This window comes from Pseudomonas sp. SED1 (assembly GCF_034044025.1).
GTDB lineage: Bacteria > Pseudomonadota > Gammaproteobacteria > Pseudomonadales > Pseudomonadaceae > Aquipseudomonas.
Window position 1 is genome coordinate 1 of the sequence record NZ_JAXCIS010000210.1, and the last position, 26,293, is coordinate 26,293.

The window sequence follows — 26,293 nt, forward strand, 5'->3', positions numbered from 1 at the left end:
TGTTTTGCGGTGTTCCTTAGCTCGGCAGCCAGAGGCGGAACCGTGCGCCGCCCAATGGCGAACCCTGGGCCGTCAATGTTCCACCTTGGGCCTCCAGCGCCCGCCGGCTGATGGCCAATCCCAGGCCAAAACCGCCAGTGGCTCGATCCCGGCTGCGATCCAGCCGGTAGAACGGCTCGAAGATCCGCTCCCGCTGATCAACCGGAATACCAATGCCGTCATCGTCTACCCAAATCTCACAACCCTTGGGACACACCTTCACCCCCACCTGAATCCGTCGCTCGCAATAGCGCATGGCGTTGCGCAGCAGGTTTTGCAGGGCCCGGGCGGTCAGGCGCGGGTCCAGGGTGAAGCGTTCCACCGCGCAATCCAGCACCACATCGATCACGATATCCGGGTTTTCCAGTTCATCGTCGACGCTGCCCAGGATGCTGTCGATGAACTCGTCAAGTACCACTTCCACCCGCTCGGGTGTATGGGCTGGGTTCTGCAGGCGGCTGTAGGACAGCAACTCCAGCACCAACTCGTCCAGCTCCCGAATGTGCGCCACCAGGCCTTGCAGCCGCTCGCGGCTGGCGGCTGGCAGGTCGTCGGACAGCGCGAGCGCCAGGCCGAAGTCCAGGCGCGTCAGCGGTGTACGCAGTTCATGGGAGACCGCATTGAGCAAATCACGTTGTTGATTGAGCAGTTGTTCGATGTCGTTGGCCATGGTGTCGAACACCGCTGCCAGGCTGCCGATGTTGGAGCTGGGGGGAATTTTTGTGCGTGCCGCAAGGTTGCCCTGCCCCAGTTGCGCGGCAGTGCTTTTCAGGCGTTCCAGGTCGCGCCAGTGGGGCCGCAGCCAGAACAGCAGGCACCCCAGCAGCGCCGCGCCGATCAGCACGTTCATGCTCCAGTACAACAGGTTCATGTCCAGCGGGTCCGGCGGGACCGAGACCTTGACCACCAGTTGATCGTCCAGAGGCGAGCTGACGTCGTCCGCCCAGCCCCACTCGCCCAGGCGAATCACCATCTGGTCCTTTTCCAGCAGGCGCTGTTCTTCAGGGGTGTAGCTGGCGTCCTGGATGCGCAGCAGTTGCACCTTGAGCGGGGCAAAATCCGCCGACAAGCGCACGGTGACATTGGCCCACTGCTCCATGGGCACCCGCTGGTATTCCTTGACGATCAGGCTTTGCATCCCCCGGGACTGCTCGATGTTGTAGCTCATGTAACGGTGTTCAAACAGCTGGATCACTGCCCGGGGCACCAGGTAAATCGCTGCGGCGAAGGTAACGATGGTGATCAGGTACAGCCGAATCAGGACGCGAAACATGGCTCAGCATTCCCACTCGGAACGGCTGAACAGGTAACCCTTGCCCCACACGGTCTTGATCTTGCGCGCCTCGCCCGCGTGGTCATCGAACTTGCGCCGCAGCTTGGAGATCGCCACGTCCACCGAGCGGTCGGTGCCGTTGAATTCGATGCCTCGCAAGCGTTGCAGGATCTGGTCGCGGCTGAGCACTTCGCCGGCGTGCCGGGCCAGCACCACCAGCAGGTTGTATTCACCGCTGGACAGCTCAACCGGCTGGTCGCGCCAGGTCACGGTGCGTTCCGACAGGTCGATGCACAGGTTGCCCATCAGGATCTGGTCGTTGGCCACCTGGGGTTCGGTGAGGCTGCTACGGCGCAGCAAGGTCCGTACACGAGCCAGCAATACCCGCGGCTCGCAGGGTTTGGTGACGTAGTCGTCGGCGCCCATTTCCAGGCCCAGCACCTGGTCGTGGCTGTCGTCCCGGGCGGTGAGCATCAGGATCGGCAGCGTGGCCGAGTCGGCCCGCAGCAACCGGCAGACCTGCAGGCCGTCGAGGCCCGGCAGCATCAGGTCGAGGATCACCAGATCCGGCGGATTGAGCCGCGCGCGCTCACGCACATGGTCGCCACGGCTGAGCACGCTGACGTGATAGCCGTTGCGTTCCAGATAACTGGCGATTAATTCGGAGAGCGCGGCGTCGTCTTCCACCAGAAGAATGTTGGGCATGGTATTTCCAAATAATACAATTTCTGAGTAGTACGCAAATCCAATGTGGGAGCGGGCTTGCTCGCGAAAGCGGTGTTTCAGTTAACGCATACGGCGCCTGACACACCGCCTTCGCGAGCAAGCCCGCTCCCACATTTGATCTTCGGTATCAGGAAGATCGTGTAAGGTTCGGCGGTTATGAAGGATATACGCCCGCGTGCATCTGTGGGCTGCACCTTACATTTCTTCACACACCACCTACAGAGCTTCACAGCACTGTGGCGGGGGCGACCGTAGGATGCGCCAGTCAATATTGGGATATGAGCATGTCGAAGAATCTGTTTGCGCCGTTTTGCCTGTTGGCCCTGACACTGGCGTTGAGCGCGTGTGGCCAGTCGGCGGACGACGCCGCCGAAGCACCGTTGGCCAAGGTGCGGATCGAAACCCTTGAAGCCAAGCCCCTGTCCATCACCAGCGAACTGAGCGGGCGCATTGCCGCGCCGCGCATTGCCGAGGTGCGTGCCCGGGTGGCCGGCGTGGTGTTGCAGCGGGTGTTCAAGGAAGGTCACGACGTGAAACAGGGCGATGTGCTGTTCCGGATTGACCCGGCGCCGTTCAAGGCCGACCTCGACAGCGCCCAGGCCAGCCTGCGCAAGGCCGAGGCCAATGCGTTCCAGGCGCGCCTGCAAGAGCAGCGCTATAGCCAACTGGTGGAAGGCAACGCCATCAGCGGCCAGGAATACGACAACGCCCGCGCCGCCGCCCGGCAAACCGCGGCCGATGTGGCTGCCAACCAGGCCGCCGTACAGCGGGCCAAGTTGAACCTGGGCTATGCCACCGTCACTGCACCGATTTCCGGTCGCATTGGCCGCGCGCTGGTGACCGAAGGCGCCCTGGTGGGCCAGAACGAAGCCACGCCGATGGCGCTGATCCAGCAACTGGACCCGATCCACGCCGACCTGACCCAATCCACCCGCGAGCTGAATGACCTGCGCCGAGCCTTCCGCGCCGGGCACTTGAAGCAAGTCGGTCAGGACCAGGCCAAGGCCACGCTGATCCAGGATGACGGCAGCCTGTATCCGCTGCCGGGCAAGTTGCTGTTCGCCGAAATCAGCGTCGACCCGGGCACCGGGCAGATCATCTTGCGCAGCGAATTCCCCAACCCGGACCTCGACCTGCTGCCCGGCAGCTTTATCCGCGTACGCCTGGAGCAAGCCGTCGACCAGCAAGGCATCAGCGTGCCGCAGCGGGCGATCACCCGCGACAGTGCCGGAATTCCGATGGTGCTGCTGCTGGACGCCGAGCAAAACGTGAGCCAGCAACCGGTGGAATTGGGCTCGGTGGTCAATGACCGCTGGGTGGTCAACAGCGGCCTGAAGGCCGGTGACCGTATCGTCGTTGAAGGCCTGCAACACGCCCGCCCTGGCGAGAAAGTCCAGGTCGACGACAGCCCCGCGCCAATCGCTCAGGCATCCGGCCAGTAAGAAAGGGATAGTTCACAATGCCGCAGTTCTTTATTGACCGCCCGATCTTCGCCTGGGTGGTCGCCCTGTTTATCCTGCTGGCCGGCGCCCTCGCCATCCCGCAGTTGCCGGTGGCGCAGTACCCCAACGTCGCGCCGCCGAAAGTCGAGATCTATGCGGTGTACCCGGGTGCCTCCGCGCAAACCCTGGACGAAAGCGTGGTCAGCCTGATCGAGCAAGAGCTCAACGGCGCCGATCACCTGCTGTATTTCGAATCCCAGAGCAGCCTCGGTTCGGCCACCATCACCGCGACCTTCCAGCCGGGCACCGACCCGGAGATGGCCCAGGTTGACGTGCAAAACCGCCTCAAGGCCGTGGAGCCGCGCCTGCCCCAAGCCGTGACACAGCAGGGCTTGCAGGTGGAGAAAGTTTCCGCCGGCTTCCTGCTGCTGGTGACCCTCACCTCCAGCGACGGCAAGCTCGATGACGTAGCGCTCAGCGATTACCTGGCGCGCAACGTGATGAACGAACTCAAACGCCTGGACGGTGTGGGCAAGGCCCAGCTGTATGGCGCCGAGCGCGCAATGCGGATCTGGATCGACCCGCAGAAACTGATCGGTTTCAACCTGACCCCGGCGGACGTCAACGCGGCCATCGCGGCGCAGAACGCCCAGGTATCAGCGGGCAGCATCGGTGATTTGCCGGGTACCAAGACCCAGGAAATCACTGCGTCGATCCTGGTGAAAGGCCAGCTGTCGACCCCGGCCGAATTTGCCGACATCGTGCTCAAGGCCAATCCGGACGGTTCCACCGTGCGCGTCGGTGACGTGGCGCGGGTGGAAATCGGCAGCCAGGAATATCAGTTCTCCACCCGCCTGAACGGCAAGCCGTCCACCGCGGTCAGCGTGCAGCTGTCGCCGGGCGCCAACGCCTTGAGCACCGCGACCCTGGTGCGGGCGAAGATGGACGAACTGGCGCGCTACTTCCCGGCCAACGTCGAGTACAAGATCCCGTACGACACTTCGCCGTTCGTGAAGGTCTCGATCACCAAGGTGGTGTACACCCTGGGCGAGGCGATGTTGCTGGTGTTTGCGGTGATGTTCCTGTTCCTGCAAAACATCCGCTATACGCTGATCCCGACGCTGGTGGTGCCGATCGCCTTGATGGGCACTTTCGCCACCATGCTGTTGCTGGGTTTCTCGATCAACGTACTGACCATGTTCGGCATGGTCTTGGCCATCGGCATCCTGGTGGACGATGCGATTGTGGTGGTGGAGAACGTCGAGCGGATCATGGTCACCGAGGGCCTTTCGCCCAAGGAAGCCACGCGCAAGGCCATGGGCCAGATTACCGGGGCCATTGTCGGCATTACGCTGGTACTGGTGGCGGTGTTCCTGCCGATGGCGTTCATGCCGGGTTCGGTGGGCGTGATCTATCAGCAGTTCTCGTTGTCGATGGCCACCTCGATCCTGTTCTCGGCGTTCCTCGCCCTGACCTTGACCCCGGCCCTGTGCGCCACCTTGCTCAAGCCGATTGCCAAGGGCGAACACCATGAGAAAGGCGGCTTTTTCGGCTGGTTCAACCGGCGCTTCGAACAGTTCACCGACCGCTATGAAGGCTGGGTGGCCTATGCCCTCAAGCGCAGCGGGCGTTACCTGCTGATCTATCTGGTGTTGGTGGTGGGCCTGGGGGTGTTGTTCAGCCGCCTGCCCTCCTCGTTCCTCCCAGTGGAAGACCAGGGCTACACCATCACCGATATCCAGCTGCCGCCAGGTGCGAGCAAGAACCGCACGGTGCAGGTGGCCGAGCAGATCGAGGCGCATAACGCCGGCGAGCCGGGTGTGGGCGATACCACAATGATCATGGGCTTCAGCTTCTCCGGCTCGGGGCAGAACGCAGCGCTGGCATTTACCACGCTCAAGGATTGGTCGGAACGCAGCAGCAAGGATTCCGCCGCCGCCATTGCAGACCGTGCCAACGCGGCCTTTACCGAGCTGAAGGACGCGATTGCCTATGCGATTTTGCCGCCGCCGGTGGATGGCCTGGGCACCTCGAGTGGTTTCGAGTTCCGCCTGCAGGACCGTGGCGGCGTCGGCCATGCCGCGTTGATGGAGGCCCGCACCGAACTGCTGGCCGCTGCCGAGAAAAGCCCGATCCTGGCCAATGTGCGTGAAAGCGCCCTGGCCGAGGCACCTCAGGTACAGCTGGAAGTTGACCGCAAGCAAGCCAACGCCCTGGGCATTTCCTTTGCCGACATCGGCAATGTGCTGTCGTCGGCCATCGGCTCGGCGTATATCAACGACTTCCCCAACCAGGGCCGCATGCAGCGGGTGGTGGTGCAAGCCGAAGGTGATCAGCGCAGCCAGGTGGCCGACCTCATGAAGATCCATGTGCGCAACAACGCCGGGAAGATGGTGCCGCTGTCGGCCTTCGTCGAAGCGCGCTGGATCCAGGGCCCGGCTCAGTTGACCCGTTATAACGGTTACCCGGCCATCGCGATTTCCGGTGAATCGGCGCCGGGCCACAGTACCGGCGAGGCGATGGAAGAAATTCAGCGCCTGGTCAGCCAGTTGCCTGCGGGCCTCGGCCAGGAATGGACCGGCCTGTCGTTGCAGGAGCGGTTGTCCGGTTCCCAGGCCCCGCTGCTGCTCGGCCTGTCGCTGCTGATCGTGTTCCTGTGCCTGGCGGCGTTGTATGAAAGCTGGTCGATTCCGACCTCGGTGCTGCTGGTGGTGCCCCTCGGCGTGCTCGGCGCGGTATTGGCCGTGAGCTTGCGCGGGATGCCCAACGATGTGTTCTTCAAGGTTGGCCTGATTACCATCATTGGCCTGTCGGCGAAAAACGCGATCCTGATCATCGAGTTCGCCAAGGACCTGTATGACCAGGGTGAAGACCTGGTCGATGCGACGCTCAAGGCTGCACGCCTGCGTCTGCGACCGATCATCATGACGTCCCTGGCGTTCATCCTCGGCGTGGTGCCGTTGGCGATCGCCACCGGCGCCAGCTCGGCGAGCCAGCAGGCCATCGGCACCGGGGTGATCGGCGGGATGATTACCGCGACGCTGGCGGTGGTGTTTGTGCCGGTGTTCTTCGTGGTGGTGATGAAGCTGGTGAAAAAGCGCCACAAAGACAGCTGAACAAAGGACTAAGGTGGGCTAAGGTAACGCAAACCCTGGCCCATCGAGTTCCCATGCCCTTCCTCGCCCGCACCCACCCTCGCCTGTCCTCCGCCGCCGTGTTGGGCCTGGCGGTGGGGCTTTTGGCTCCGGCCGATACCGTCATCAGCAAAATCCTCATCGGCTGGAACGCGGGCGTCTGGACCTACCTGGTGCTGATGCTCTGGCTGACCAGCCATTCCCGGGCCGACGATGTAAAACGCATCGCCGAGATCGAGGACGAGAACGCCGGGCTGGTGCTGTTCATGGTGTGCATCGCGGCCGTCGCCAGCCTGGCAACCATCACCTTTGAACTGGTGGGCAGCAAGGACCTGGACACCACGGCGCGTCTGTTGCATTACGGGTTTACCGGGCTGACGGTGATCGGCTCATGGTTGCTGATCGGGGTGATTTTCAGCGTGCACTACGCGCGGCTGTATTACACCTGGGACGGCCCCGAGCCGGCGTTGCGTTTTGCCGAGGATTTGCGCACTCCCAATTACTGGGACTTCCTGTACTTCTCGTTCACCATCGGCGTGGCGGTGCAAACCGCGGACGTCGGGGTTGCCACGCGCACCATGCGCAAGGTAGTGCTGGGGCAATCGCTGATCGGGTTTCTGTTCAATACGGCGATACTGGGGTTCTCGATCAACATTGCCGCCGGGCTGTTTGGTTGAGCTGCACAAAACTTCTAGACGCTAACCCCCTGTAAGAGCGAGCCTGCTCCGGGCGGCGTTCCGACGAAGAACGTCAACGATAATGGGCACTGCCTGGCTTGACGCGGCGCGCTCAGGTTCTTCGCGAGCAAGCTCGCTCCTACAGTTACTACCCATGGATTTTTTTATGGCTGCACACAACTGGATCGACCTGTCCCAGGACGCCGACACCGGCATCGAGACCCTGCGTGCGCATTTCGAGGGCCATGCCTACGATCCGCACTGGCACGACAGCTACCTGGTGGGCGTCACGGAGCAAGGCGTGCAGCAATTCAATTGCCGCAGCACCCGTCACCAAAGCACGCCAGGCAAGGTGTTTCTGCTGGAACCAGGGGAAATCCATGACGGCCACGCCCCCACCGAAGCCGGGTTTACCTACCGCATGCTGTACCTCGACCCACAGTGGCTGCAGCGGGAAGTGGCGGCAGTGTTCGAGGAAGCCCCGGCCAACAGTCAGCTGGGGTTTGCCACCACCCTTGCCAGCGATCCTCGCCTGGCGCTTGCCACCAGCCAGGCGTTTCAAAGCCTGCACAGCGGCGAACTGCGCATCGTGCGCCAACACGCCCTCGACCACTTGCTGGAGCGCCTGACCGGCCAGTTGCACTGGCGCCAGCGCTATCACCAGGACCCGCGCCTGCCTCTGGTGGCCCATAAGGCCCGCGAGTACCTGCACGCCCATCTGCATCAGGACGTCGGCATGGACGAATTGGCCCTGGCGACCGGCGTAGACCGCTTCCGCCTGACCCGCGCCTTCAAGAGCGCCTTCGGTCTGCCGCCTCATGCCTACCTGGTGCAACTGCGCCTGGCCCGTGCCCGTCACTTGCTGGCCAAGGGCGAGCAGCCTGCCGAGGTCGCCACCAGCCTGGGCTTTGCCGACCAGAGCCATTTGGGCCGTTGGTTTGTGCGGGCCTACGGCATGACACCGGCTGCGTACCGCAAGCGCTGCTCAAATCTTCCAGACAGCTAACGAGCCGCTTGTGAAGATCGACTCCATTGCCTTGCACATCGGAGTCGCACCACCATGTTCCCTACCCTGCTGCCCTTTCTGTTATTCGCCTTCGTCGCCTCCATTACCCCCGGCCCGACCAATATCCTGGTGCTGAGCAACAGCGCGCGTTATGGGCTCAAGGCTGCGTTGCCTATCGTATTGGGTGCTTGTATGGGCGCGGCGGGGATTGTGTTGCTGGTGGGCTCGGGCGTGGGCCAGTCGCTGGCGCAATTGCCCAGAGTGCAGGCCGTGATGCAATGGGTGGGCGTGGCCTGGCTCAGCTATCTGGCCTGGCAGATCTTCCGCGCCCCGGCCGAAGCCATCGACCCGAACACCCCTCAAAAACGTTTGGGCCTGGCCGGCGCCGCCAGCCTGCAATTGGTCAACCCCAAGACCTGGATGATGGCCCTGGCGGTGGTCAGTGTGTTTGCCGGCAATGGCGACGAACGCCAGAGCCATGTGCTGTACCTGTCGTTGGCGTTTTTTATGATTTCGTTGCCGTGCCTGGGAGCGTGGGCGTTGCTGGGAGTGGGTTCGAGCCGGGTGTTCCGCTCGGCCAGGGCCATGCAGCGTTTTAACCAAGGCATGGCGTTGCTGTTGTTCGGGTCCGCGTGGCTGAGCGTTCTGGCTGGCACGTAGGGAAAGCGACGAACGGTTGGAAAACCTGTGAATTCTGACAGTTGTGGCGCAGCACGTTAGGGCGCTGAATGAACTCACTTTGCACCCGCGACATTCACCGCACACTTCACTGTATTGAAGGAGAGTTTGATGATGAGTACTGCAACTGCCCCTGCCGCCAAATCCACCCGAACCGCAACCAACACACGCTTTTTCGAAGGAGTCGTCGCAGACAAAAAATTCAAGCCACAGTTTTTGAGTCATGAACTGAAAAACGGGTTCTGGTTGGCTGAAGGCACGATGACTGGCCCACCGCCCGATCTGGCAGGTAGCACTTCGCGTCATGGAAAAGCTCAAGGTTCAGACATTTTCAAACAAGTGATCATCTTCAAATATACGTACGACCGGGCTCTACTACCCTCCGGGCGCTACACGCTGAAGGAGGACGAAAGAGAGCAACGGTTCTCGATCATTAACATGACGTACGATGATCCACCCACGCCTGCCTATAGCGCACACCGTGGGACCATAGAGTTTTTTCATGACATCATCTCCAACCATGTCAGCGGCGCATTGGATGTCTATTTCTATGATGTCAGTGGTGCAGAGCAAAGACTGCAGATTTTGTTCAACCTTTGATTAAATGCGCTGCAAAAAAAACGCCCCGGTCTCGGGGCGTTTTTATTTACCGGCAGCTTTTACCAGCTATACCGCATGCCGACATTGGCGCCCCAAGGCTGATCAACATGCTTGCCCTGGCCGTAGTCGAAGTCAGCATGCAATTGCAGGTGCTTGGACAGCGATACGGCAACCCCCGCGCCAAGTTCGATACGTGATCCCGACAGGTCGTTGTTGAACGTCTGATTGTTGACCAACACCGTATTGTTCTTGGCAAACTCATGGGCAACGGCGCCGCGAAGATATGGCTGCATCACGCTGCCGTCATCCAGTACGAAGTCACGCCCTACGGTCACGCCCAACTTGCCCAGCACCGAGTCAGTGTTCTTGCCTTTGGCTTTGAGGCCATTGTCCAGGCTGTAGCTCTTGCCTTGCACAGTCACCAGCGACGCTTGCGCGAAAGGTTCGACAAAGAAATCGTCATCAAGCCTGATGTGGCGACCTACCTCGGCAGAAGCGCCCAGCGCATTGGTGTTGTAATTGCCTTTGGTTTGCGTGCCGTCGCTCAAACCTACTTTGGATGAGTTCTGCAGGCGGTTGGCTTTGACCACGCCATCGAAGTAGTAGCCGCTGTCTTCATCCAGCCACGTTGCGTACAGGCCGGCGTAGTAGCTTTTTACTTCACCCGACGTCCCCCGGTTGAGGTCCAGGTCGGAGTTACTGTGACCGGCCATCACCCCCAGCAACCAGCCATCGCCGACAGGTGCGTCCGCGCCCAGGGAGAAACCACGCTGAATCTGCTGGTAACCGCCCGCCTCACCGCCGGAGACTTCGTACTTGTTGCCGTACGCACGCAGCCAGCCACCGGACTCGGCGCCATTGTGGCGCAGTTCACCCATGCGGCTGCGCAACGAGGTCATTTCGCCGTACCACACGGTCGGTGCGGTGTTGAACAAGGCCAGCACCGAACGGGTGCCCGGGCTGACGGTGCGGTTATTCGGGTCGAGGAACCAGTCGGTACCGTCTTGGCGAAGCCCGTAGGACCAGGCCCCCACATCAACCGAACCGCCTACCAGTTCGAACTGTGCGTCACCGCCTCCGGTGTGCACCACCTGTATGTCGCCCGGGTTGAGCGGTTCCGCGCCGCTGCTGGCAAGCAACAAATTGTGATGACCGGATGCATCGCCAGTAATGTTGAGAAAGTCGGTCAGGCCCCGCGCGAAGTCGGTGCCCATCACAAAAGTACCCTGGCCAGACAGGCTTCCCAGGTCCAGCTGATAGAACGCATCACCTTCACCGAACTTGACCATGCCATCCGACAAGGTCAGCGCACCGACCTGGCTGTTGCCAGTCATGACCCACATCGACTGGTCACCGATCTGCAACGAAGAGACGTTGTCCAGGCGGCCTGTCAGGGAGGCAAAATTGTTCAGTTGCAGGTGGGCGGCACTCCCGGCATCGACAACCACATCACCTTGCAGCTGGCTGTTATCGACCTGCATATTGGCGATTGAGCCACCTTTGACTTCCAGCAGATTGCCGTTGCCACCGATCAGCGTAGAGCCGTTGAGTACCTGAATGTCGGCGACCGCGCCCTGCCCCCGCGCGCCCTGCACAAGCAGGGCCGCACCGGTGGTACCGGTGACCCGGGCCTGGTCCAGTACCAATGTGTTCGCATTGGGTATACGACGATCAACCGACATCACTATGCCGTTAAGTCCGCCGGTAATATTGCTGCGCAAAGCACGGGCCGTTGCACTTTCCAGGCTCAGGCCGAAGCTGCCCTCGCTTACACCGATCACTTCGCTTTGCATCAAGTCCAGCGAGCTGTTGCCCGTCAACGCCGCGCCACCGGTAGCGCCGGAGATTACGCTATCGGACACAACTGCCGTGGACCCGGTCGTGTCAGACGTGTACCGACCGATCAACATGCCGAAATGGTCCGCGCTGGAAATCACACTCCCCTGGATCAGGGCATTGCTGCTGAACAACGTAATACCGTTATTGAGCGCCCCGGAAGCGGTCACTCGGCTATTGGCCACGTTCACACTGGAGCCTCGTTGGACAACCACCGGGCCGAGGATGGTGCTGCGGTCGGTGACGTTCAGCGTAGAAGCGTCGGCATAGACATCCCGCGTAAACGTGTTGTTGACGTTAAGCGTAGCGTTGCGCAACTCAAACGAATCAATGTGTTCACCATGCCCAATGGTGTAGGTCTCATTTTCAATCAGCCTGGCTTGGGCTTGAGGTGCCAGGAATAAAACGGACATAACGCAAGGGACCTGCATCATTGCGACTAAAGGCTTTAACTTAAACGCAGTATTGATCTTCACAAGAAACCACTCTTTCAACAGAGGCTCCACAACGGAACCGTCCGGCCTATTTCCAGAGGGATGGAAGCAGGCCACTCAAGGGTCGCAAAGTTACCGTTGAGTGCTAACTGTTGATGTAGGATTTATCTGAATGGTTTGAATGGCATGACGCGGAAATGCGGGGGCGAGCGGGTTAAATTCAAGAGGCGCCGGAGCGCCCCTTGATCATTGCTGGAGACTAGTCTTCATCCACGAAAGAGATCGGCTGTTCCTCACAGAACAAGCCGTTGAGGTCGGTAAAACGAGTTCGGGTAAACGCCCGCTGGGACTTGACTTCGCCCTCCCCGGGAATGTCGACGAAGTAGTGGAAGTCCGCCGAGTTTCGAGCGGCAGGCCTGACTACCGTCATGTAAGGCGCAATCGTCAAATCAAAACCGTTCGCGACCATATCCAGTGTCAGCGGTGGAGAGTTGACGTCGTGAGCGGGACCCAGCTGCGTAGTGCCTGCCGCGTCGCTGAACACTCGCCACTCCCCTCGGATAACCATGTGCTCCTTGAAGTACGTCATATTGCCCGAAATCCTGACGACTGCGGCCCGCGTCACGTTTTGGAGGTCGGTACATGCCAATGCTGCCGCGGCCTTTCGGAACTGTGCCTCCTGCAGCGTTACCACATTCGCGGTCACGTTCACGTTCCGGGATTCAGAGCGCTGGATATTGTTATTGGTTAGCCAACTCAAGGTGTAGAACACCTTGAGTGTGGCGTTGTTGCCTACGTCCCTGATCGTTTCCCATGGGACGTCCAATGTAATGGTCGCACCAGCGCCCTCTGTTGTTAGTGGCGTCGGGTCAAAGGGGTGCGCCAGATCGCCCCAGTAGCCGGTAATGATGATACCCGGAGCAGGTACGGGCAGGTCCCAAAGCACGATATCGACCGTAGCATCATTGCCAAAGTCGTCGGGCGTGAGCACGTTAGGCGTGGTCCTGTCGCTGCCATACACCGTCGGCAGATTGAGTGCCGAGTTTTCAGGGTCAAGTCCAGGGTTGGGACCTGGTGACGAGAGGTCGACGTGGATAACCAGGGGAGGTGCATCAAACTCCTGCCCACGCCGATCAACGAGATACTCAATGGTGGTCTCGTTCTCTCCAGTTACAGTGCCGTAGTCGGCAAAGATCGTTGCGCGGCTCACGGGCAGCAGCAGCGGGAACGGCATGTAATCCGCGACGTCGTAACGCAGCGGATCCTCACCCCCCCAAGTCAGTTGGATAACGTCGATATCGGGCAGGTTGTTGGTGTATTCAGGAATGCTGACGAAAACGTTGTCCTCGACATACACATCTTGCAGGTCAATGAGACCGTCATCGGGCAGCAGCGCAAGCGGAATCTCCGCCTGGTGGGGAGCCGGATCGTCAGTCAAGTTCAAGTTGATGCGCGCTGGCGTTGAATCCAGGCTGCGGTTGCCGGCCAAGTCACGCAGGACGTAAAACAGGTAGTTGCGCCCTGCTTCATTGGCCCTGACCGCGTCCCAGGGCACGGTGAAGGTTAATCCGTCCGTAACAGGAACCGTCAGGGCCGGAGTGGACAATTGCGAGGAAAAATCCTCGGAAAAATAGACCTCAATACTATCGCCCGGTTTTCGTGATGCTGGATAGGCCGGGAATGTACACACCATCCCGCCAGCGTTTCCTGCGATATCCGTCTCGGTAATTTCGTCTGCCAGATAGCTGGGATATACCGGCACTGGCGGATAGTTACGACCGTAAGGCGGCGTCTCATCTATTTCCAGTGGAGCACCCGCTAACAGCGGGGTCGGTGATGAGGGGCCTTCCCAGATGATATAACCCACTTCATGCTCGCCTTGGGTTAAGAGCGATGCGGGGATATCTCGAAAAAAGGGTGCGGTGATATCGGCGTAAGTAGGGGACGCAGGGTTTGCAAAGGTAACGACATGAATGGCAGGCCCCCACTGGGTTGCGCCTTTGCCACGAATATTCGTAGTGATATAAACCGTGGCAGGGTCAACGTCGCCACCCGCCGCCAAGTCGGAAAGATCATAACTGACACGTAGCGGCAGCCTGGGCTCTTGATAAGGAATCAGCCCGTCGGCATTCAAACTATCGAAGTCCGGCAACGTCAAATTCAGGATCCCGCCCTTTCGACCGGACAAATACGCCCTGTTCGCTTCTCGCGAGGCAACTGCAGCCTGTTGTTTCTTATTCAAACTCGTCATTTGTGCTCTCCACTTGCATGTTTAACAACATCGTTAAAATGTAAGATGACGTGAACTCACATGGCATTACACACATGGACATGACGGCATGAGTTCATAAATCATCAGGTCACTGTTTGCCTTCGCACTTGCACACTACGCCCCAACTTTCAGAGCTCCGGGCCGTTCCCGTCAGGCCCACAGTAGAGTCCGCCAGCCCTGCGCCGATCAATTTTCACGTAGTAAAGCCGTGATGAACCTATAAACTGGGTGCCGCGCCAAACGGTATAAACGGCATACGCGGAACTTGCCGGGCTAGTGGGGTCCGGGGATTTGATGGGCGCTATTTTTTCAGCATAGTTATCCAGCTTGAACGTATAACCATTAATAGCTTCTTCTGCGGTTAAGCTATGAGTGATCGTTTCTGCGGTTTCAGGAATTGGCTTGCCTCCCCCCCAGATTTCCGTATATCCGATCCAGCTCAAAATAACGACGTCGTCTCTCCTGAACGCGAGATCGGGCGCAACTCGGATTGGAATATGGTCCCACAGGGGAGGAATGGATGAACAATTAAGGGTTGAAGTCAGGTGATCCCAGCTTGGGAACTCTGCCTGCCTAAATATCAAAGGCGCGATCACCGCCACGGTCACTTCAGTGAAGTAAGCGATTTGTTCATTAACGCCGTTAAACGTCGTGTAATACACCGGCAGCCGGTCATTGTTACCCGCATCCACAATGACTTGCCAGGGTATGTCGCTAAATTCCACGCGTGCGCCTTCTACATCCCCATTACTGGTGTCTATACGATAACTGGCGACCGGTGAATCCAGGGACGGAAAGTTCCCCCAATACAACTCCAACAGTTCCCCATCTCTAGGGGTGTGATAAAGGGCAACACTGGCGTAGATCCGCTTATCCTTGTCACGAATATCAATATGGTTGTCAGTGGTAGAGCCCTCCCCAAATATCCGTACCCGTGGCAAGTCAGTGTTGATCAACTGTGGGGCATTGGCATGATCTTGCCCTGCAACGGTGAAGTCCCAGAGGATCCTGGTGCCCGGGCTCGGAAAAGTGGGCACCATGCTGCCCTCGCGCCAAATGGTGTAATGGGCAAACTCCTGCGCGGGTCCCAGGCCGTCGTCGATCAACGCCAGCCATGGAACATCGACGTCAAAGGGCACCTTCGTGACCTCTATCAGCCCGATCGTGGTGTTACCCCACCTTAAGGCAACTCGGTCTCCTGGCTGCCAATTGGTGTAGTTCACGCGCGCAACAACTCCCAGACGGGCTTCATGGCGGTTGATCAGGCCACCCGCCATTGCCGGAATAACCGGAGGCTGGAGTAGCGTCGGAGAACCCAACAAATCGACCTCAACTGACGCCTGATCGGATCTTGGGCCGGGATTTCCCGATCGATCTTCAAGCCGAATATGGACGTATTGGGTACCGTTTGGGTACAACCGAAACACGTCACCGGGGATCGGCACGATCAGTGGCGTGGTTTCAAGGGGAAACTCTATATATCCGTCGGGCGCTGCATCGGGCGGCGGGGTTTTGTCCGATACGTAGTAATAGATCCTGTCTCGGGCTCGGCGACCGTTATAAAACGCCACGGTGAGATCGACGGTGGCGTGCGCCCGCAAGTAATCCTCATCAATAATCGCGACCGGGAATACCGGGGGCAAAGGCTTAACGTTGTTATTGGGCGGCGTGCGATCCAGATACAGGATGCGTGGGGTCGACCGGGAAATCAGTGTTGTTTCGTCTTCAATCTCATAATGCAGAAATACCGTACCGTCTGTTTCCAGATAATCCCGCGCTATCGGAATCTTTAGAGGAAAAATGCCTTCTGAGATGGGGCCATCAAAACGGCGGACATAAGGCGGCCTGCCTTCAGCCCCGCCGCGCAGCCAACGAACCCTCACGATATTGAACTCACCCTCCTCTGCGGAACCGTCCCATAACTCGGGAATCACCACCTCCAGCCCACTGTCCAGGTGCCAGTTGGGAATATACCCATCTGTAATCGGAGGGATGACGTAATCCAGAATCGGCACCTCGATGTCTTTCAGGCTCAAGACACCCTTGCGCAGTCCAGCGGTCTTGGGATCACTCATGTCACCCTCCTGGCTACTTGTTCGCTCCCGCGCAGATGTTTGCGCGCTTGGATTTATTAAACGCGCAATATCGGGGTTCGAATACTGTCAGAACTCACAGGTTGACCCAGCCGTTCGTCGGTTTTAACCGGCAACTCCCCGTGAATCGTACTTGACGAATTGCCTGGTCGATGGTCTTCTGAAACCGGTTTCAGCGCGAGTACCCACGCGTCGACCCTTCCAATAAGAAAGGCCCTGCACCGTGACTCCATTTTCCGCCGCCCAGCGCAGCCGTGTGACCATGCTTGATGTGGCCGAGCGCGCCGGTGTCTCCAAAGCCAGCGTGTCGCGCTTTATCGGCGACGACCGTGGGCTCTTGTCCGAGGCCATCGCTCTGCGCATCGAGCAGGCTATCGATGAGCTCGGCTACCGCCCCAACCAGATGGCCCGTGGTTTGAAACGTGGGCGTACCCGCCTGATCGGCATGCTGGTGGCCGATATCCGCAACCCCTATTCGATTGCCGTGATGCATGGCGTGGAAACCGCCTGCCGTCAACACGGCTACAGCCTGGTGGTGTGCAACACCGACCGCGATGACGAGCAGGAACGCCTGCACCTGGCCGCCCTGCGCTCGTACAACATCGAAGGCCTGATCGTTAACACCCTCGGCCATCACCTCGACCAATTGCTGGAGCTGCAACGGGAAATGCCTCTGGTGCTGGTGGACCGCAAGGTCGAGCCGCTGCACAGCGATTTGGTAGGGCTGGATAACCTGGTGGCGGTGCGCATGGCGGTCGAGCACCTTGAGCAGCAAGGCTATCGCGACCTGCTATTGGTCAGCGAAGCCACCGATGGCACCAGTTCACGTCTGGAGCGTCTGGAGAGTTTCAAGGCCGAGATTGGCCAGCGCAGTGCGTTGACCGGCGCCGTGCTGGAGATCGACAGTCAACTCAATACCCGCCTGCAAACCTTCCTCGCCAATACTAAAGCCGGCCCCAAAGCCCTGTTCTGCGCCAACGGCATCGCGGCACTGGCCTGCACCCGTGCGCTGAAGGAACTGGGCTGCAAGCTGTTCGAGGACGTGGGCTTGATCGCCCTCGATGACCTGGATTGGTACCCGCTGGTAGGCAGCGGCATCACCGCCCTCGCCCAGCCTACCGACGCCATCGGCGCCAGCGCGTTTGATTGTTTGCTCAAGCGCTTACGCGGCGATACCGAGCCGACGCGCACCCTGGATTTCTTGCCACAACTCATCGTCCGAGGCTCCACCCAATCCCTTGTGTGGGCTTGCCTGCGATGACGATGTCTCAAACAAAGAAGTAATCGACCGACACACCGCCATCGCAGGCAACCCAGCTCCCACACCTTTACTTTGCGTATAAAAATGAAACCGGTTTCAGAGGTGCACAACAATGCATAAATACCCCGTCTCTATCAGCCTTTCCAGCTACGGCGCCGACCTGGTCCGCCAACAGGGCCAGTTGAGCTTCGTCTCGGTGCTGGCCGCCGCTGGCGCGCAACGTATCGAATGGCGCGAAGAACTGCTGACCACCGAACAACCCCTTGAACTGGTACAAGCAGCGGCCGATCAAGGCCTGGAATGCGTGTTCTCCTCGCCCCTGGAACTCTGGGTGGCCGGCCGCTCGCAACCCAATGCCGAACTGGCCGCCACCCTCCACCGCGCCCAGGCGTTTGGCGCTGGCTGGCTGAAAGTCTCCCTCGGCTATTTCACCGACACCAACGACCTGGGCAGCTTGAGCGCCCTGCTCAACCGGCATCCGGTCAAGTTGCTGGTGGAAAACGACCAGACCCTGCACGGCGGGCGCATCGAGCCGATGCAGCGTTTTTTCAACGAAGTCGAGCGCCTGGCGGTGCCGGTGAAAATGACCTTCGATATCGGCAACTGGCAATGGCAGGACCAGTCCGCACTCACCGCCGCGCGCCTGCTGGGCCGGCATGTGGACTACCTGCACTGCAAGGCCGTGGCCCGCCGCGCCGACGGCAAGCTGGTGGCGTTGCCGCCAGGCGCCGCCGACCTGCATCTGTGGGAACAACTGCTCAAGCATATGACTCAAGGTATTACCCGGGCCGTGGAATTTCCGCTGCAAGGCGATGACCTGGTACAGGTCACGGCACAGCAGGTCGCCGCCCTCGCCGTCCTTGGCCAGCCCCGCGTGGAGAACGCCCATGTCTGAGATCGATATCCTGTCGTTTGGTGAAACCATGGCGATGTTTGTCGCCGAACAGACCGGCGACCTGGCCCAGGTTGCCGAGTTTCACAAGCGTATTGCCGGCGCCGACAGCAACGTCGCCATCGGCCTGTCACGCCTGGGCTTCAACGTCGCATGGCTGAGCCGGGTGGGCGCCGATTCCCTCGGGCGTTTTGTGGTGGACACCTTGCAGAACGAAGGCCTGGACTGCGCACATGTGGCGGTGGACCCGCTGCACCCCACGGGTTTTCAACTCAAGTCCCGCGAAGAAGCCGGCGACGATCCGCAGGTGGAGTACTTCCGCCGTGGCTCGGCCGCCAGCCATCTCTCGGTCGAGGCGATCAAGCCCGAGCTGTTGCAAGCCCGCCACCTGCACGCCACAGGCATCCCGCCGGCACTGTCGGACGCCACCCGCGAGCTGTCGCGCCAGTTGATGACGCAAATGCGCGAGGCTGGGCGCAGCGTGTCCTTCGACCCGAACCTGCGCCCGTCCCTGTGGGCAAACGAGCAACGCATGATCAGCGAAATCAACGCCCTCGCCTGCCTGGCGGATTGGGTGTTGCCGGGTTTGAGCGAAGGCCGTTTGCTCACCGGTTTTGAAGACCCGGCCGACATCGCCGCGTTCTACCTCGACCAGGGCGTGGAAGCCGTGGCCATCAAGCTCGGCCCCCACGGCGCGTATTACCGCACGCAACTGGACCAGGGTTTCGTCGCCGCCTTACCCGTGGCCAAGGTGGTCGACACGGTCGGCGCTGGCGATGGTTTTGCCGTGGGCATGATCAGCGCGTTGTTGGAAAACCTCAGCTTTGCCGAGGCCGTGCAGCGCGGCAACTGGATCGGCAGCCGCGCGGTGCAGAGCCGTGGCGACATGGAAGGCTTGCCGTTGCGTGAAGATCTGCCTGCTTATTGTAGGAGCGAGCTTGCTCGCGAAGGTCGTTAACGATGACACGCGCCACCTGAATAAAGGTGGAGCCCTTAGGTTTTTCGCGAGCAAGCTCGCTGCTACCCAGTTACCTGTTGCCACAACTACAACAAGCTCAGGAGCAACCTTATGGAACCGTTGAAACTCGCCACCCGTCGTTGGTGGTACATCATGCCCATCGTGTTTATCACCTACAGCCTGGCGTACCTGGATCGCGCCAACTACGGCTTCGCCGCCGCCTCCGGGATGGCCGAAGACCTGATGATCACCCCGGGCATGTCGTCGCTGCTCGGCGCGCTGTTCTTCCTCGGCTACTTTTTCTTCCAGGTGCCGGGGGCGATCTACGCGCAGAAGCGCAGCGTCAAGAAGCTGATTTTCGTCAGCCTGATCCTCTGGGGCGGCCTGGCCACCCTGACCGGCATGGTGTCCAACACCTACATGCTGATCGTGATCCGCTTCATGCTCGGGGTGGTCGAAGCCGCCGTGATGCCGGCGATGCTGGTGTACCTGTGCCACTGGTTCACCCGCGCAGAACGCTCCCGGGCCAACACCTTCCTGATCCTCGGCAACCCGGTGACCATGATGTGGATGTCGGTGGTCTCGGGCTATCTGGTACAGCATTTCAGCTGGCGCTGGATGTTCATCATCGAAGGCTTGCCGGCAGTGCTGTGGGCCTTTATCTGGTGGAAGCTGGCGGATGAAAAACCGGCCGACGCCAAATGGCTGAGCGCCCAGCACAAAAAAGACCTGGAAACCGCCCTCGCCGAAGAACAGGTGGGCATCAAGGCGGTGAAGAACTACGCCGAAGCCTTTCGCTCGCCCAAGGTGATCATCCTCGCGCTGCAGTTTTTCTGCTGGAGCATTGGCGTGTATGGCTTCGTGCTGTGGCTGCCGTCGATTCTCAAAGCCGGCTTGAAAATGGACATGGTCGAGGCCGGCTGGCTGTCGGCGCTGCCGTACCTGGCGGCGGTGATCGGCATGCTGGTGGTGTCCTGGGGCTCGGACAAACTGCAAAAACGTAAACGCTTTGTGTGGCCGCCGCTGTTGATCGCCTCCATCGCGTTTTATGCGTCCTACGTGCTGGGCGCCGAACACTTCTGGTGGTCGTACACCCTGCTGGTGATCGCCGGGGCGTGCATGTATGCGCCGTACGGACCGTTTTTCGCGATCGTCCCGGAGATCCTTCCGGCCAACGTCGCCGGCGGCGCCATGGCGCTGATCAACAGCATGGGTGCCCTCGGTTCGTTTGGCGGTTCGTACCTGGTGGGCTACCTCAATAGCAGCACCGGTTCGCCCGGCGCCTCGTACCTGCTGATGAGCGGTGCGTTGATGGTGTCGGTGGTGCTGACGATCTTCCTCAAGCCCGGCGCCAGTGACCGCGAGCGCGCCCCGCTGCAATCCCTTGAATTGAAGGTAAAGACCTGATGAAAAAGTCTGTCGTGCTCTACAAGAAACTCTCTGCGCCGCTGATGGCCCGCCTGCATGAACAGGCCGAGGTCACACTGATCGAGGCACTGGATGAAAGCGGCCTGGCCAAGCTGCGCGCGGCGTTGCCTAAGGCCCAAGGGATGCTGGGTGCCAGCCTGCGCCTGGACGCCAAATTGCTGGACCTGGCGCCAAACCTTGAGGCCGTGGCCAGCGTGTCCGTCGGCGTCGACAACTACGACATCGACTATCTGACCGGGCGCGGCATCCTGCTCAGCAACACCCCCGACGTACTGACGGAAACCACCGCTGATACCGGCTTCGCGCTGATCCTCGCCACTGCCCGGCGAGTGGTGGAACTGGCCAATATGGTGCGCGCCGGCAACTGGAACCAGAACATTGGCCCGTTGCATTTCGGCAGCGACGTACACGGCAAGACGCTGGGCATTATCGGCATGGGCCGTATTGGCGAAGCCTTGGCCCAGCGTGGGCATTTCGGGTTTGGCATGCCGGTGATCTATCACAGCCATTCGCCAAAACCGGCGGTGGAGCAGCGCTTCGGCGCCGAGTATCGCAGCCTGCCGGACTTGCTCCAACAAGCCGACTTTGTGTGCCTGACGTTGCCGCTGACGGCTGAAACCGAAGGCTTGATTGGCGCTGAAGAATTCGCGCTGATGGGCCCGGAGACGATCTTTATCAACATCTCCCGAGGCAAGGTGGTGGACGAGCCGGCGCTGATCGAGGCGTTGCAACAGCGCACCATTCGCGCGGCGGGACTGGATGTGTTTGTGCGGGAACCGCTGCAGCATGACTCGCCGTTGTTGCGCTTGAGCAATGTGGTGGCGACGCCGCATATCGGGTCGGCGACTCATGAGACGCGGGAGGCTATGGCCAAGTGCGCGGTGGACAATCTGCTGGCGGCGCTGGCGGGGGAAAAGCCGAAGAATCTAGTGAATCCGGCGGCCTGGAAACACTGAATCCTGAAACACCACAGCACCCAATGTGGGAGCGGGCTTGCTCGCGAAAGCGGTGTGTCAGCCACCGAATGCATCAACTGACACACCGCCTTCGCGAGCAAGCCCGCTCCCACATTTTTAATTGTATTTCAGATCAGATGACGAAGCGCGCCACCATCCCGTTCAAATCCACCGCCAGACGCGACAGCTCATGGCTGGCCGCGCTGGTCTGGTTGGCACCCGCTGCCGACTGGGTCGCCAGGTCGCGGATATTCACCAGGTTGCGATCAACCTCGCGGGACACCTGAGCCTGTTCTTCCGACGCACTGGCGATCACCAGGTTGCGCTCGTTGATCAGGCTGATGGACTGGGTAATCTGCTCCAACGCCACGCCGGCAGCCCGTGCCATTTCCAGGGTGCTTTGGGTGCGTTGGTTGCTCTGCTGCATCGAGTTCACTGCCTCGCCCGTACCGCTCTGAATGCCTGCGACCATTTTTTCGATTTCCTGGGTCGACTGCGCCGTGCGATGGGCCAGGGCCCGCACTTCATCCGCCACCACCGCAAACCCGCGCCCGGCTTCACCGGCACGTGCCGCTTCAATCGCTGCGTTGAGGGCCAGCAGGTTGGTCTGCTCGGCAATCGCGCGAATCACGTCCAGTACCTTGCCAATATCACGGCCCTGAGCCGCCAGGCCTTCGATCAATACCGAGGTGTTTTGTACATCCTGAGTCATGGTCTGAATCGCACCGACGGTTTCCACCACCCGGTCACGCCCTTCTCGCGCAGCCTGGTTGGACTGGCTGGAAGCTTCCGAGGTGGACACCGCATTGCGCGCCACTTCTTCCACCGCTGCGGTCATTTCGTTGACCGCTGTGGCGGCCTGGTCTATTTCGTTGTTCTGCTGTTGCAAGCCTTTGGAGGCCTCTTCAGTCACCGCGCTGAGCTCTTCAGCGGCAGAGGCCAACTGCGTGGCTGAGCCGGCGATGTGCTGGATGGTCTGACGCAGGTTGGCTTGCATTGCAGCCAATGCGCCGAGCAGGCGAGCGGGTTCGTCCTTGCCGTCATCTTCAATCACTTTGCTCAAGTTACCGCCAGCGATCACTTCAGCCACCTCCAGCGCTTTGCGCAGTGGGGTGACGATGCTTCGGGTCAACAGCCATGCCAGCAACACCGTCATCAGGGCCGCAATCACCGAAACGGCGATGATGCCCGTGATGGCGTCCCGGTAACTCTGCCCGGCGTCATTGCCTGCCTGGGTCGCGTCAGCCGCGTTGATGGCGATCAGTTTATTCAACTGTTCGCCCATCTGGTCGGTGCCATCCTTAATGCGGCTGTTGATCAGGGCGCGCATCTCTTCCACTTTGTTCTGCTGCGAAAGGCTCACCATCTCGGCCTGAGCCTTGAGGTAATTGTCGAGCGTGAGGGCAAACGTCTTGTACAGCGCCGCCTCTTCATCCCCCGCCGGCATGGTGGCATAAGCCGCCTGGGCGGTCTTGACCTTGCCTTCCAGCACGCCCATGCGGGTCTGGGCTTCCTGCAAGGCCGCCGGTTCACGGTTGACCAATACGCGAAACGACAGAATCCGCAGGCGCAGGACGTTTTCGGTCATGGTGGCCAGATATCCGACGCTGGGCAGTTGGTTGGCGCCCATGTCGACCGATGCCTGACGAATCAGGGTCATGCGGTTCACCGCAAACACCCCAAGAATAACGACAAGCAACGCGATGAAGGCGAAACCGAGAAAAGCTCGAGGTGCGATATTCAGGTTACGAAGGGACATAGGGGGCGCTCTTAGAAGTAGTGGCTGCGAGCATCCCTGCCGCGACACGGTCAGTGGGCGTCAACGCGCCGCTCTGACCGGCTGGCACCACTGTTGTAATTGGTATGTGGGCCTATAAACGGTATCGGCCGGCTTGAGGAATTAATGGGGGATGTTCCGAAATATTTTTTCACACTTCTGACAACTGGCAGTTTCTGGCATCCTGCGCCTCCTTTTTCCTGCCCGGGCCCGTATTTTGTCTGACACTCAAACCCCTCGCCCCCGTTATAAATCCGACCTGATCTACGGCCTCGACGACCGTCCGCACTTCAGCGCGGCGATATTTGCCGCCCTGCAGCACGTGCTGGCCAGCTTTGTCGGGATCATCACTCCAACGCTGATCGTCGGCGGCGTGCTGGGCCTGGAAAGCGAAGTGCCGTATCTGGTGAGCATGGCGCTGTTTGTGTCGGGGCTCGGCACCTTCGTGCAGGCCCGCAAGTTCGGCCCGGTGGGCTCGGGCCTGCTGTGCCTGCAAGGCACCAGCTTTTCGTTTATCAGCGTAATCCTGAGCGCCGGCTTCATGGTCAAGGCCCGGGGCGGCGGCACCGATGAGATCCTGTCGACGATCTTCGGCATCTGCTTCTTCGCGGCATTTATCGAAGTGGTGCTCAGCCAGTTCATCGGCAAGCTGCGCAAACTGATCACCCCGGTGGTCACTGGCACCATCATTACCTTGATGGGCTTGTCGCTGATCAAGGTAGCCGTCACCGACATGGCCGGCGGCTATGGCGCCAGCGACCTGGGCGCCGCCGGCAACATGGGCTTGGCGGCCCTGGTGTTGCTGACCATCGTAGTGCTCAACCGCTTCAACAACCCGTTCCTGCGCCTGGGTTCGATCGTGATCGGCCTGACCCTCGGCTTTGTGGTGGCCTGGTGGATGGGCCGCGTCGACCTGGCCGCCCTGCCCCAACTGCCGCTGATCAGCGTGCCGGTGCCGTTCAAATACGGTTTCTCGTTCGACTGGGTGGCGTTTATCCCGGTGGCAGTGATCTTCCTGATTTCACCCCTGGAAGCCGCCGGTGACCTGACGGCCAACTCGATGATTTCCCAACAGCCGGTCAAGGGCCCGCTGTACATCAAGCGCATCAAGTCCGGCCTGCTGGCCGACGGCCTCAACTCGGTGATGGCGGCCACTTTCAACAGCCTGCCGATGGTGACCTTCGCGCAGAACAACGGCGTGATCCAGTTGACCGGCGTGGCCAGCCGTTATGTGGCGTACTTCATTGCCGGGCTGCTGGTGCTGCTGGGCCTGTTCCCGATGATCGGCGCGGTGCTGCAACTGATGCCCAAACCGGTGCTGGGCGGCGCTACCCTGATCATGTTCGGCACCGTGGCGGTGGCCGGGATCAAGATCCTCGCCGAAGCCGGCCTGCACCGGCGCAATGTGCTGATCGTGGCCATTTCCTTAGGCATGGGCCTGGGCGTGGCAGCAGTCCCGGAAGTACTGCGCGAACTGCCCAAGGCGCTGCACAACATCTTCGAGTCGCCGATCACCGTCGGTGCGTTCTGCGCTATCGTGCTGAACATCTTCCTGCCTGAGGAGTTCATAGAACTGGAAGAAGATGAATTTGATCCGGAAGCCTCCACCCTCAAGGTGATGCAAGACCCGGACGTCACGAAATAGGAGAACCCCTCTATGCGCAAGCTCATGGTCCTGTCACTGCTGCTACTCACCCTGAGTGCCTGCGCGCTGTTCCCCAACCGCGACCCGGTGAACATCAACGTGGTGGGCATCGAGCCGCTGCAAAGCCAGGACCTGGAAGTGCGTTTCGCGGTGAAACTGCGGGTGCAGAACCCGAATGAAACCGCGATCGACTACAACGGCGTGGCCCTTGACCTTGAGGTCAATGGCCGGCCGCTGGCTTCCGGGGTGAGTGATCTGAGTGGTTCCATCCCGCGCTTTTCGGAGACGGTGCTGACGGTGCCGGTGAGCGTTTCGGCGTTTTCCGTGTTGCGCCAGACCCTTGGCTTGAGCCAGACCCAGAGCTTGAATAACCTGCCTTACGTGTTGCGCGGGAAACTCGCGGGTGGCCTGTTCGGCACCATGCGCTTTGTGGATCGCGGGACACTGGACTTTCCCAACACTGCCACTTGGTAACGACATGGATGCGCAACCTACGCTGTATACCGAACGCCTGATCCTAAGGCCGCTGACGCTGGAGGATGCCGAGGGCGTCCAGCAGCAGTTTGCGCACTGGGAAGTGGTGCGTTATCTCAATGCCCAGGTGCCTTGGCCCTACCCGGCGGACGGTGCGCGCAGTTATCTGGAGCACGTGGCATTGCCGGCGATGGCGCGTGGGGAGGAATGGCATTGGTCGATCCGCCTCAGAAGCGCGCCAGAGGTGCTGATTGGCAATGTCAGCCTGATGGATGAGGTGGACAACAATCGGGGCTTTTGGCTGGGGCCGCAGTGGCAGGGTCAGGGGTTGATGGCCGAGGCCAGTGCGGCGGTGACCGAGTATTGGTTTGAGGTGCTGGAGCGGCCTTTGATGCGGGTGCCCAAGGCGGCGCCGAACGTGGCCTCGCGCAGGATCTCCGAGCGTACGGGGATGCGGTTGGTCAGGACGGATGAGGGGCAGTTTGTCGCTGGGAATTTGTCCAAGGATATTTGGGAGATTACCCGGGAGGAATGGCTGGGGGTTCGGCGGGGCTGAGGTGGGTTTTGAGTGTATATCCGTTGCTGCGGTCAGGGCCGCTATGGGTTCCGCTCTTACAGCGGCTCACTTTTGAAAAGCGCAAAAGTAAGCAAAACGCTCTTGCCCCACCACTCGGCTCCTCGCCTAGGCTCGG

20 protein-coding genes are annotated in these 26,293 nt (G+C 60.3%); 14 read left to right on the forward strand and 6 right to left on the reverse strand.

Translation table 11 applies throughout. From position 1 onward, the window contains the following. Positions 1-16: 16 nt before the first annotated feature. Positions 17-1,312: an ATP-binding protein gene (locus SNL23_RS26955; RefSeq protein ID WP_318304190.1), complete on the reverse strand. Its 1,296-nt coding sequence runs from the start codon at positions 1,310-1,312 to the stop codon at positions 17-19. Between the two features lie 3 nt (positions 1,313-1,315). After that, on the reverse strand, positions 1,316-2,017 hold the full coding sequence (locus SNL23_RS26960; protein ID WP_003214048.1) for a response regulator transcription factor: 702 nt from the start codon (positions 2,015-2,017) through the stop codon (positions 1,316-1,318). A gap of 305 nt (positions 2,018-2,322) precedes the next feature. Here SNL23_RS26960 and SNL23_RS26965 point away from each other — a divergent pair, with 305 nt between their 5' ends. From SNL23_RS26965 to SNL23_RS26990, 6 genes are all read left to right on the forward strand, one after another. Then, positions 2,323-3,480: an efflux RND transporter periplasmic adaptor subunit gene (locus SNL23_RS26965; RefSeq protein ID WP_318304191.1), complete on the forward strand. Its 1,158-nt coding sequence runs from the start codon at positions 2,323-2,325 to the stop codon at positions 3,478-3,480. A 17-nt stretch (positions 3,481-3,497) separates the two neighbouring features. Then, on the forward strand, positions 3,498-6,596 hold the full coding sequence (locus SNL23_RS26970) for an efflux RND transporter permease subunit (protein ID WP_318304193.1): 3,099 nt from the start codon (positions 3,498-3,500) through the stop codon (positions 6,594-6,596). Between the two features lie 53 nt (positions 6,597-6,649). Next, positions 6,650-7,291, forward strand: coding sequence for a DUF1345 domain-containing protein (locus SNL23_RS26975; protein ID WP_318304194.1), 642 nt, complete (start codon positions 6,650-6,652; stop codon positions 7,289-7,291). A 166-nt stretch (positions 7,292-7,457) separates the two neighbouring features. Next, positions 7,458-8,297, forward strand: coding sequence for an AraC family transcriptional regulator (locus SNL23_RS26980; protein WP_076016533.1), 840 nt, complete (start codon positions 7,458-7,460; stop codon positions 8,295-8,297). A 54-nt stretch (positions 8,298-8,351) separates the two neighbouring features. Continuing rightward, positions 8,352-8,957, forward strand: coding sequence for a LysE family translocator (locus tag SNL23_RS26985; RefSeq protein WP_167664753.1), 606 nt, complete (start codon positions 8,352-8,354; stop codon positions 8,955-8,957). Between the two features lie 132 nt (positions 8,958-9,089). Next, positions 9,090-9,575 (forward strand): hypothetical protein, encoded by a 486-nt coding sequence (locus SNL23_RS26990; protein WP_167664754.1) that lies wholly within the window; start codon positions 9,090-9,092, stop codon positions 9,573-9,575. A 59-nt stretch (positions 9,576-9,634) separates the two neighbouring features. Here SNL23_RS26990 and SNL23_RS26995 read toward each other — a convergent pair whose 3' ends face one another. From SNL23_RS26995 to SNL23_RS27005, 3 genes are all read right to left on the reverse strand, one after another. After that, positions 9,635-11,824 carry an autotransporter outer membrane beta-barrel domain-containing protein gene (locus SNL23_RS26995; RefSeq protein ID WP_318304195.1) on the reverse strand — a complete coding sequence of 730 codons (2,190 nt, stop codon included), beginning with the start codon at positions 11,822-11,824 and terminating at the stop codon, positions 9,635-9,637. Between the two features lie 280 nt (positions 11,825-12,104). Beyond that, positions 12,105-14,096 (reverse strand): hypothetical protein, encoded by a 1,992-nt coding sequence (locus tag SNL23_RS27000; RefSeq protein ID WP_318304196.1) that lies wholly within the window; start codon positions 14,094-14,096, stop codon positions 12,105-12,107. A gap of 149 nt (positions 14,097-14,245) precedes the next feature. Next, a complete protein-coding gene (locus tag SNL23_RS27005) occupies positions 14,246-16,192 on the reverse strand; it encodes a hypothetical protein (RefSeq protein WP_318304197.1) in 1,947 nt (648 codons plus the stop codon). A gap of 241 nt (positions 16,193-16,433) precedes the next feature. Here SNL23_RS27005 and SNL23_RS27010 point away from each other — a divergent pair, with 241 nt between their 5' ends. From SNL23_RS27010 to SNL23_RS27035, 5 genes are all read left to right on the forward strand, one after another. Then, on the forward strand, positions 16,434-17,471 hold the full coding sequence (locus SNL23_RS27010; RefSeq protein WP_318304198.1) for a LacI family DNA-binding transcriptional regulator: 1,038 nt from the start codon (positions 16,434-16,436) through the stop codon (positions 17,469-17,471). 112 nt (positions 17,472-17,583) lie between these two features. Beyond that, positions 17,584-18,366 (forward strand): sugar phosphate isomerase/epimerase family protein, encoded by a 783-nt coding sequence (locus SNL23_RS27015; RefSeq protein WP_076016527.1) that lies wholly within the window; start codon positions 17,584-17,586, stop codon positions 18,364-18,366. Next, complete coding sequence (locus SNL23_RS27020) at positions 18,359-19,321, forward strand: sugar kinase (RefSeq protein WP_076016526.1); 963 nt, start codon at positions 18,359-18,361, stop codon at positions 19,319-19,321. The genes SNL23_RS27015 and SNL23_RS27020 overlap by 8 nt, the downstream gene beginning before the upstream one ends. A 111-nt stretch (positions 19,322-19,432) precedes the next feature. Next, entirely contained in the window at positions 19,433-20,728 is a 1,296-nt protein-coding gene (locus tag SNL23_RS27030) for an MFS transporter (RefSeq protein WP_318304199.1), read from the forward strand. Continuing rightward, the gene (locus SNL23_RS27035) at positions 20,728-21,705 is read left to right on the forward strand and encodes an NAD(P)-dependent oxidoreductase (protein WP_076016524.1); all 978 of its coding nucleotides are present in this window, start codon (positions 20,728-20,730) and stop codon (positions 21,703-21,705) included. Before SNL23_RS27030 ends, SNL23_RS27035 begins: the two co-directional genes overlap by 1 nt. A gap of 133 nt (positions 21,706-21,838) precedes the next feature. Here SNL23_RS27035 and SNL23_RS27040 read toward each other — a convergent pair whose 3' ends face one another. Further along, the gene (locus SNL23_RS27040) at positions 21,839-23,464 is read right to left on the reverse strand and encodes a methyl-accepting chemotaxis protein (protein ID WP_167664762.1); all 1,626 of its coding nucleotides are present in this window, start codon (positions 23,462-23,464) and stop codon (positions 21,839-21,841) included. Positions 23,465-23,699: 235 nt separating this feature from the next. Between SNL23_RS27040 and SNL23_RS27045 the strand changes: the two genes are divergently transcribed. From SNL23_RS27045 to SNL23_RS27055, 3 genes are read left to right on the forward strand one after another with little or no spacing between them, the layout of a single operon-like run. Beyond that, the gene (locus SNL23_RS27045) at positions 23,700-25,127 is read left to right on the forward strand and encodes a nucleobase:cation symporter-2 family protein (protein ID WP_318304200.1); all 1,428 of its coding nucleotides are present in this window, start codon (positions 23,700-23,702) and stop codon (positions 25,125-25,127) included. Positions 25,128-25,139: 12 nt separating this feature from the next. Then, positions 25,140-25,601: an LEA type 2 family protein gene (locus SNL23_RS27050; RefSeq protein WP_076016521.1), complete on the forward strand. Its 462-nt coding sequence runs from the start codon at positions 25,140-25,142 to the stop codon at positions 25,599-25,601. 4 nt (positions 25,602-25,605) lie between these two features. Further along, positions 25,606-26,157, forward strand: coding sequence for a GNAT family N-acetyltransferase (locus SNL23_RS27055; RefSeq protein WP_318304201.1), 552 nt, complete (start codon positions 25,606-25,608; stop codon positions 26,155-26,157). Positions 26,158-26,293: the final 136 nt, after the last annotated feature.

Coding starts and splice junctions, on each gene's coding strand:
- SNL23_RS27020 (WP_076016526.1), top strand. CDS start 18,359: ATGTCTGAGATCGATATCCTGTCGTTTGGTGAAACCATGGCGATGTTT.
- SNL23_RS26980 (WP_076016533.1), top strand. CDS start 7,458: ATGGCTGCACACAACTGGATCGACCTGTCCCAGGACGCCGACACCGGC.
- SNL23_RS27050 (WP_076016521.1), top strand. CDS start 25,140: ATGCGCAAGCTCATGGTCCTGTCACTGCTGCTACTCACCCTGAGTGCC.
- SNL23_RS26990 (WP_167664754.1), top strand. CDS start 9,090: ATGAGTACTGCAACTGCCCCTGCCGCCAAATCCACCCGAACCGCAACC.
- SNL23_RS27015 (WP_076016527.1), top strand. CDS start 17,584: ATGCATAAATACCCCGTCTCTATCAGCCTTTCCAGCTACGGCGCCGAC.
- SNL23_RS27030 (WP_318304199.1), top strand. CDS start 19,433: ATGGAACCGTTGAAACTCGCCACCCGTCGTTGGTGGTACATCATGCCC.
- SNL23_RS26975 (WP_318304194.1), top strand. CDS start 6,650: ATGCCCTTCCTCGCCCGCACCCACCCTCGCCTGTCCTCCGCCGCCGTG.
- SNL23_RS27035 (WP_076016524.1), top strand. CDS start 20,728: ATGAAAAAGTCTGTCGTGCTCTACAAGAAACTCTCTGCGCCGCTGATG.
- SNL23_RS26965 (WP_318304191.1), top strand. CDS start 2,323: ATGTCGAAGAATCTGTTTGCGCCGTTTTGCCTGTTGGCCCTGACACTG.
- SNL23_RS26970 (WP_318304193.1), top strand. CDS start 3,498: ATGCCGCAGTTCTTTATTGACCGCCCGATCTTCGCCTGGGTGGTCGCC.
- SNL23_RS26955 (WP_318304190.1), bottom strand. CDS start 1,312: ATGTTTCGCGTCCTGATTCGGCTGTACCTGATCACCATCGTTACCTTC.
- SNL23_RS26995 (WP_318304195.1), bottom strand. CDS start 11,824: ATGTCCGTTTTATTCCTGGCACCTCAAGCCCAAGCCAGGCTGATTGAA.
- SNL23_RS27000 (WP_318304196.1), bottom strand. CDS start 14,096: ATGACGAGTTTGAATAAGAAACAACAGGCTGCAGTTGCCTCGCGAGAA.
- SNL23_RS27040 (WP_167664762.1), bottom strand. CDS start 23,464: ATGTCCCTTCGTAACCTGAATATCGCACCTCGAGCTTTTCTCGGTTTC.
- SNL23_RS27055 (WP_318304201.1), top strand. CDS start 25,606: ATGGATGCGCAACCTACGCTGTATACCGAACGCCTGATCCTAAGGCCG.
- SNL23_RS27005 (WP_318304197.1), bottom strand. CDS start 16,192: ATGAGTGATCCCAAGACCGCTGGACTGCGCAAGGGTGTCTTGAGCCTG.
- SNL23_RS26960 (WP_003214048.1), bottom strand. CDS start 2,017: ATGCCCAACATTCTTCTGGTGGAAGACGACGCCGCGCTCTCCGAATTA.
- SNL23_RS26985 (WP_167664753.1), top strand. CDS start 8,352: ATGTTCCCTACCCTGCTGCCCTTTCTGTTATTCGCCTTCGTCGCCTCC.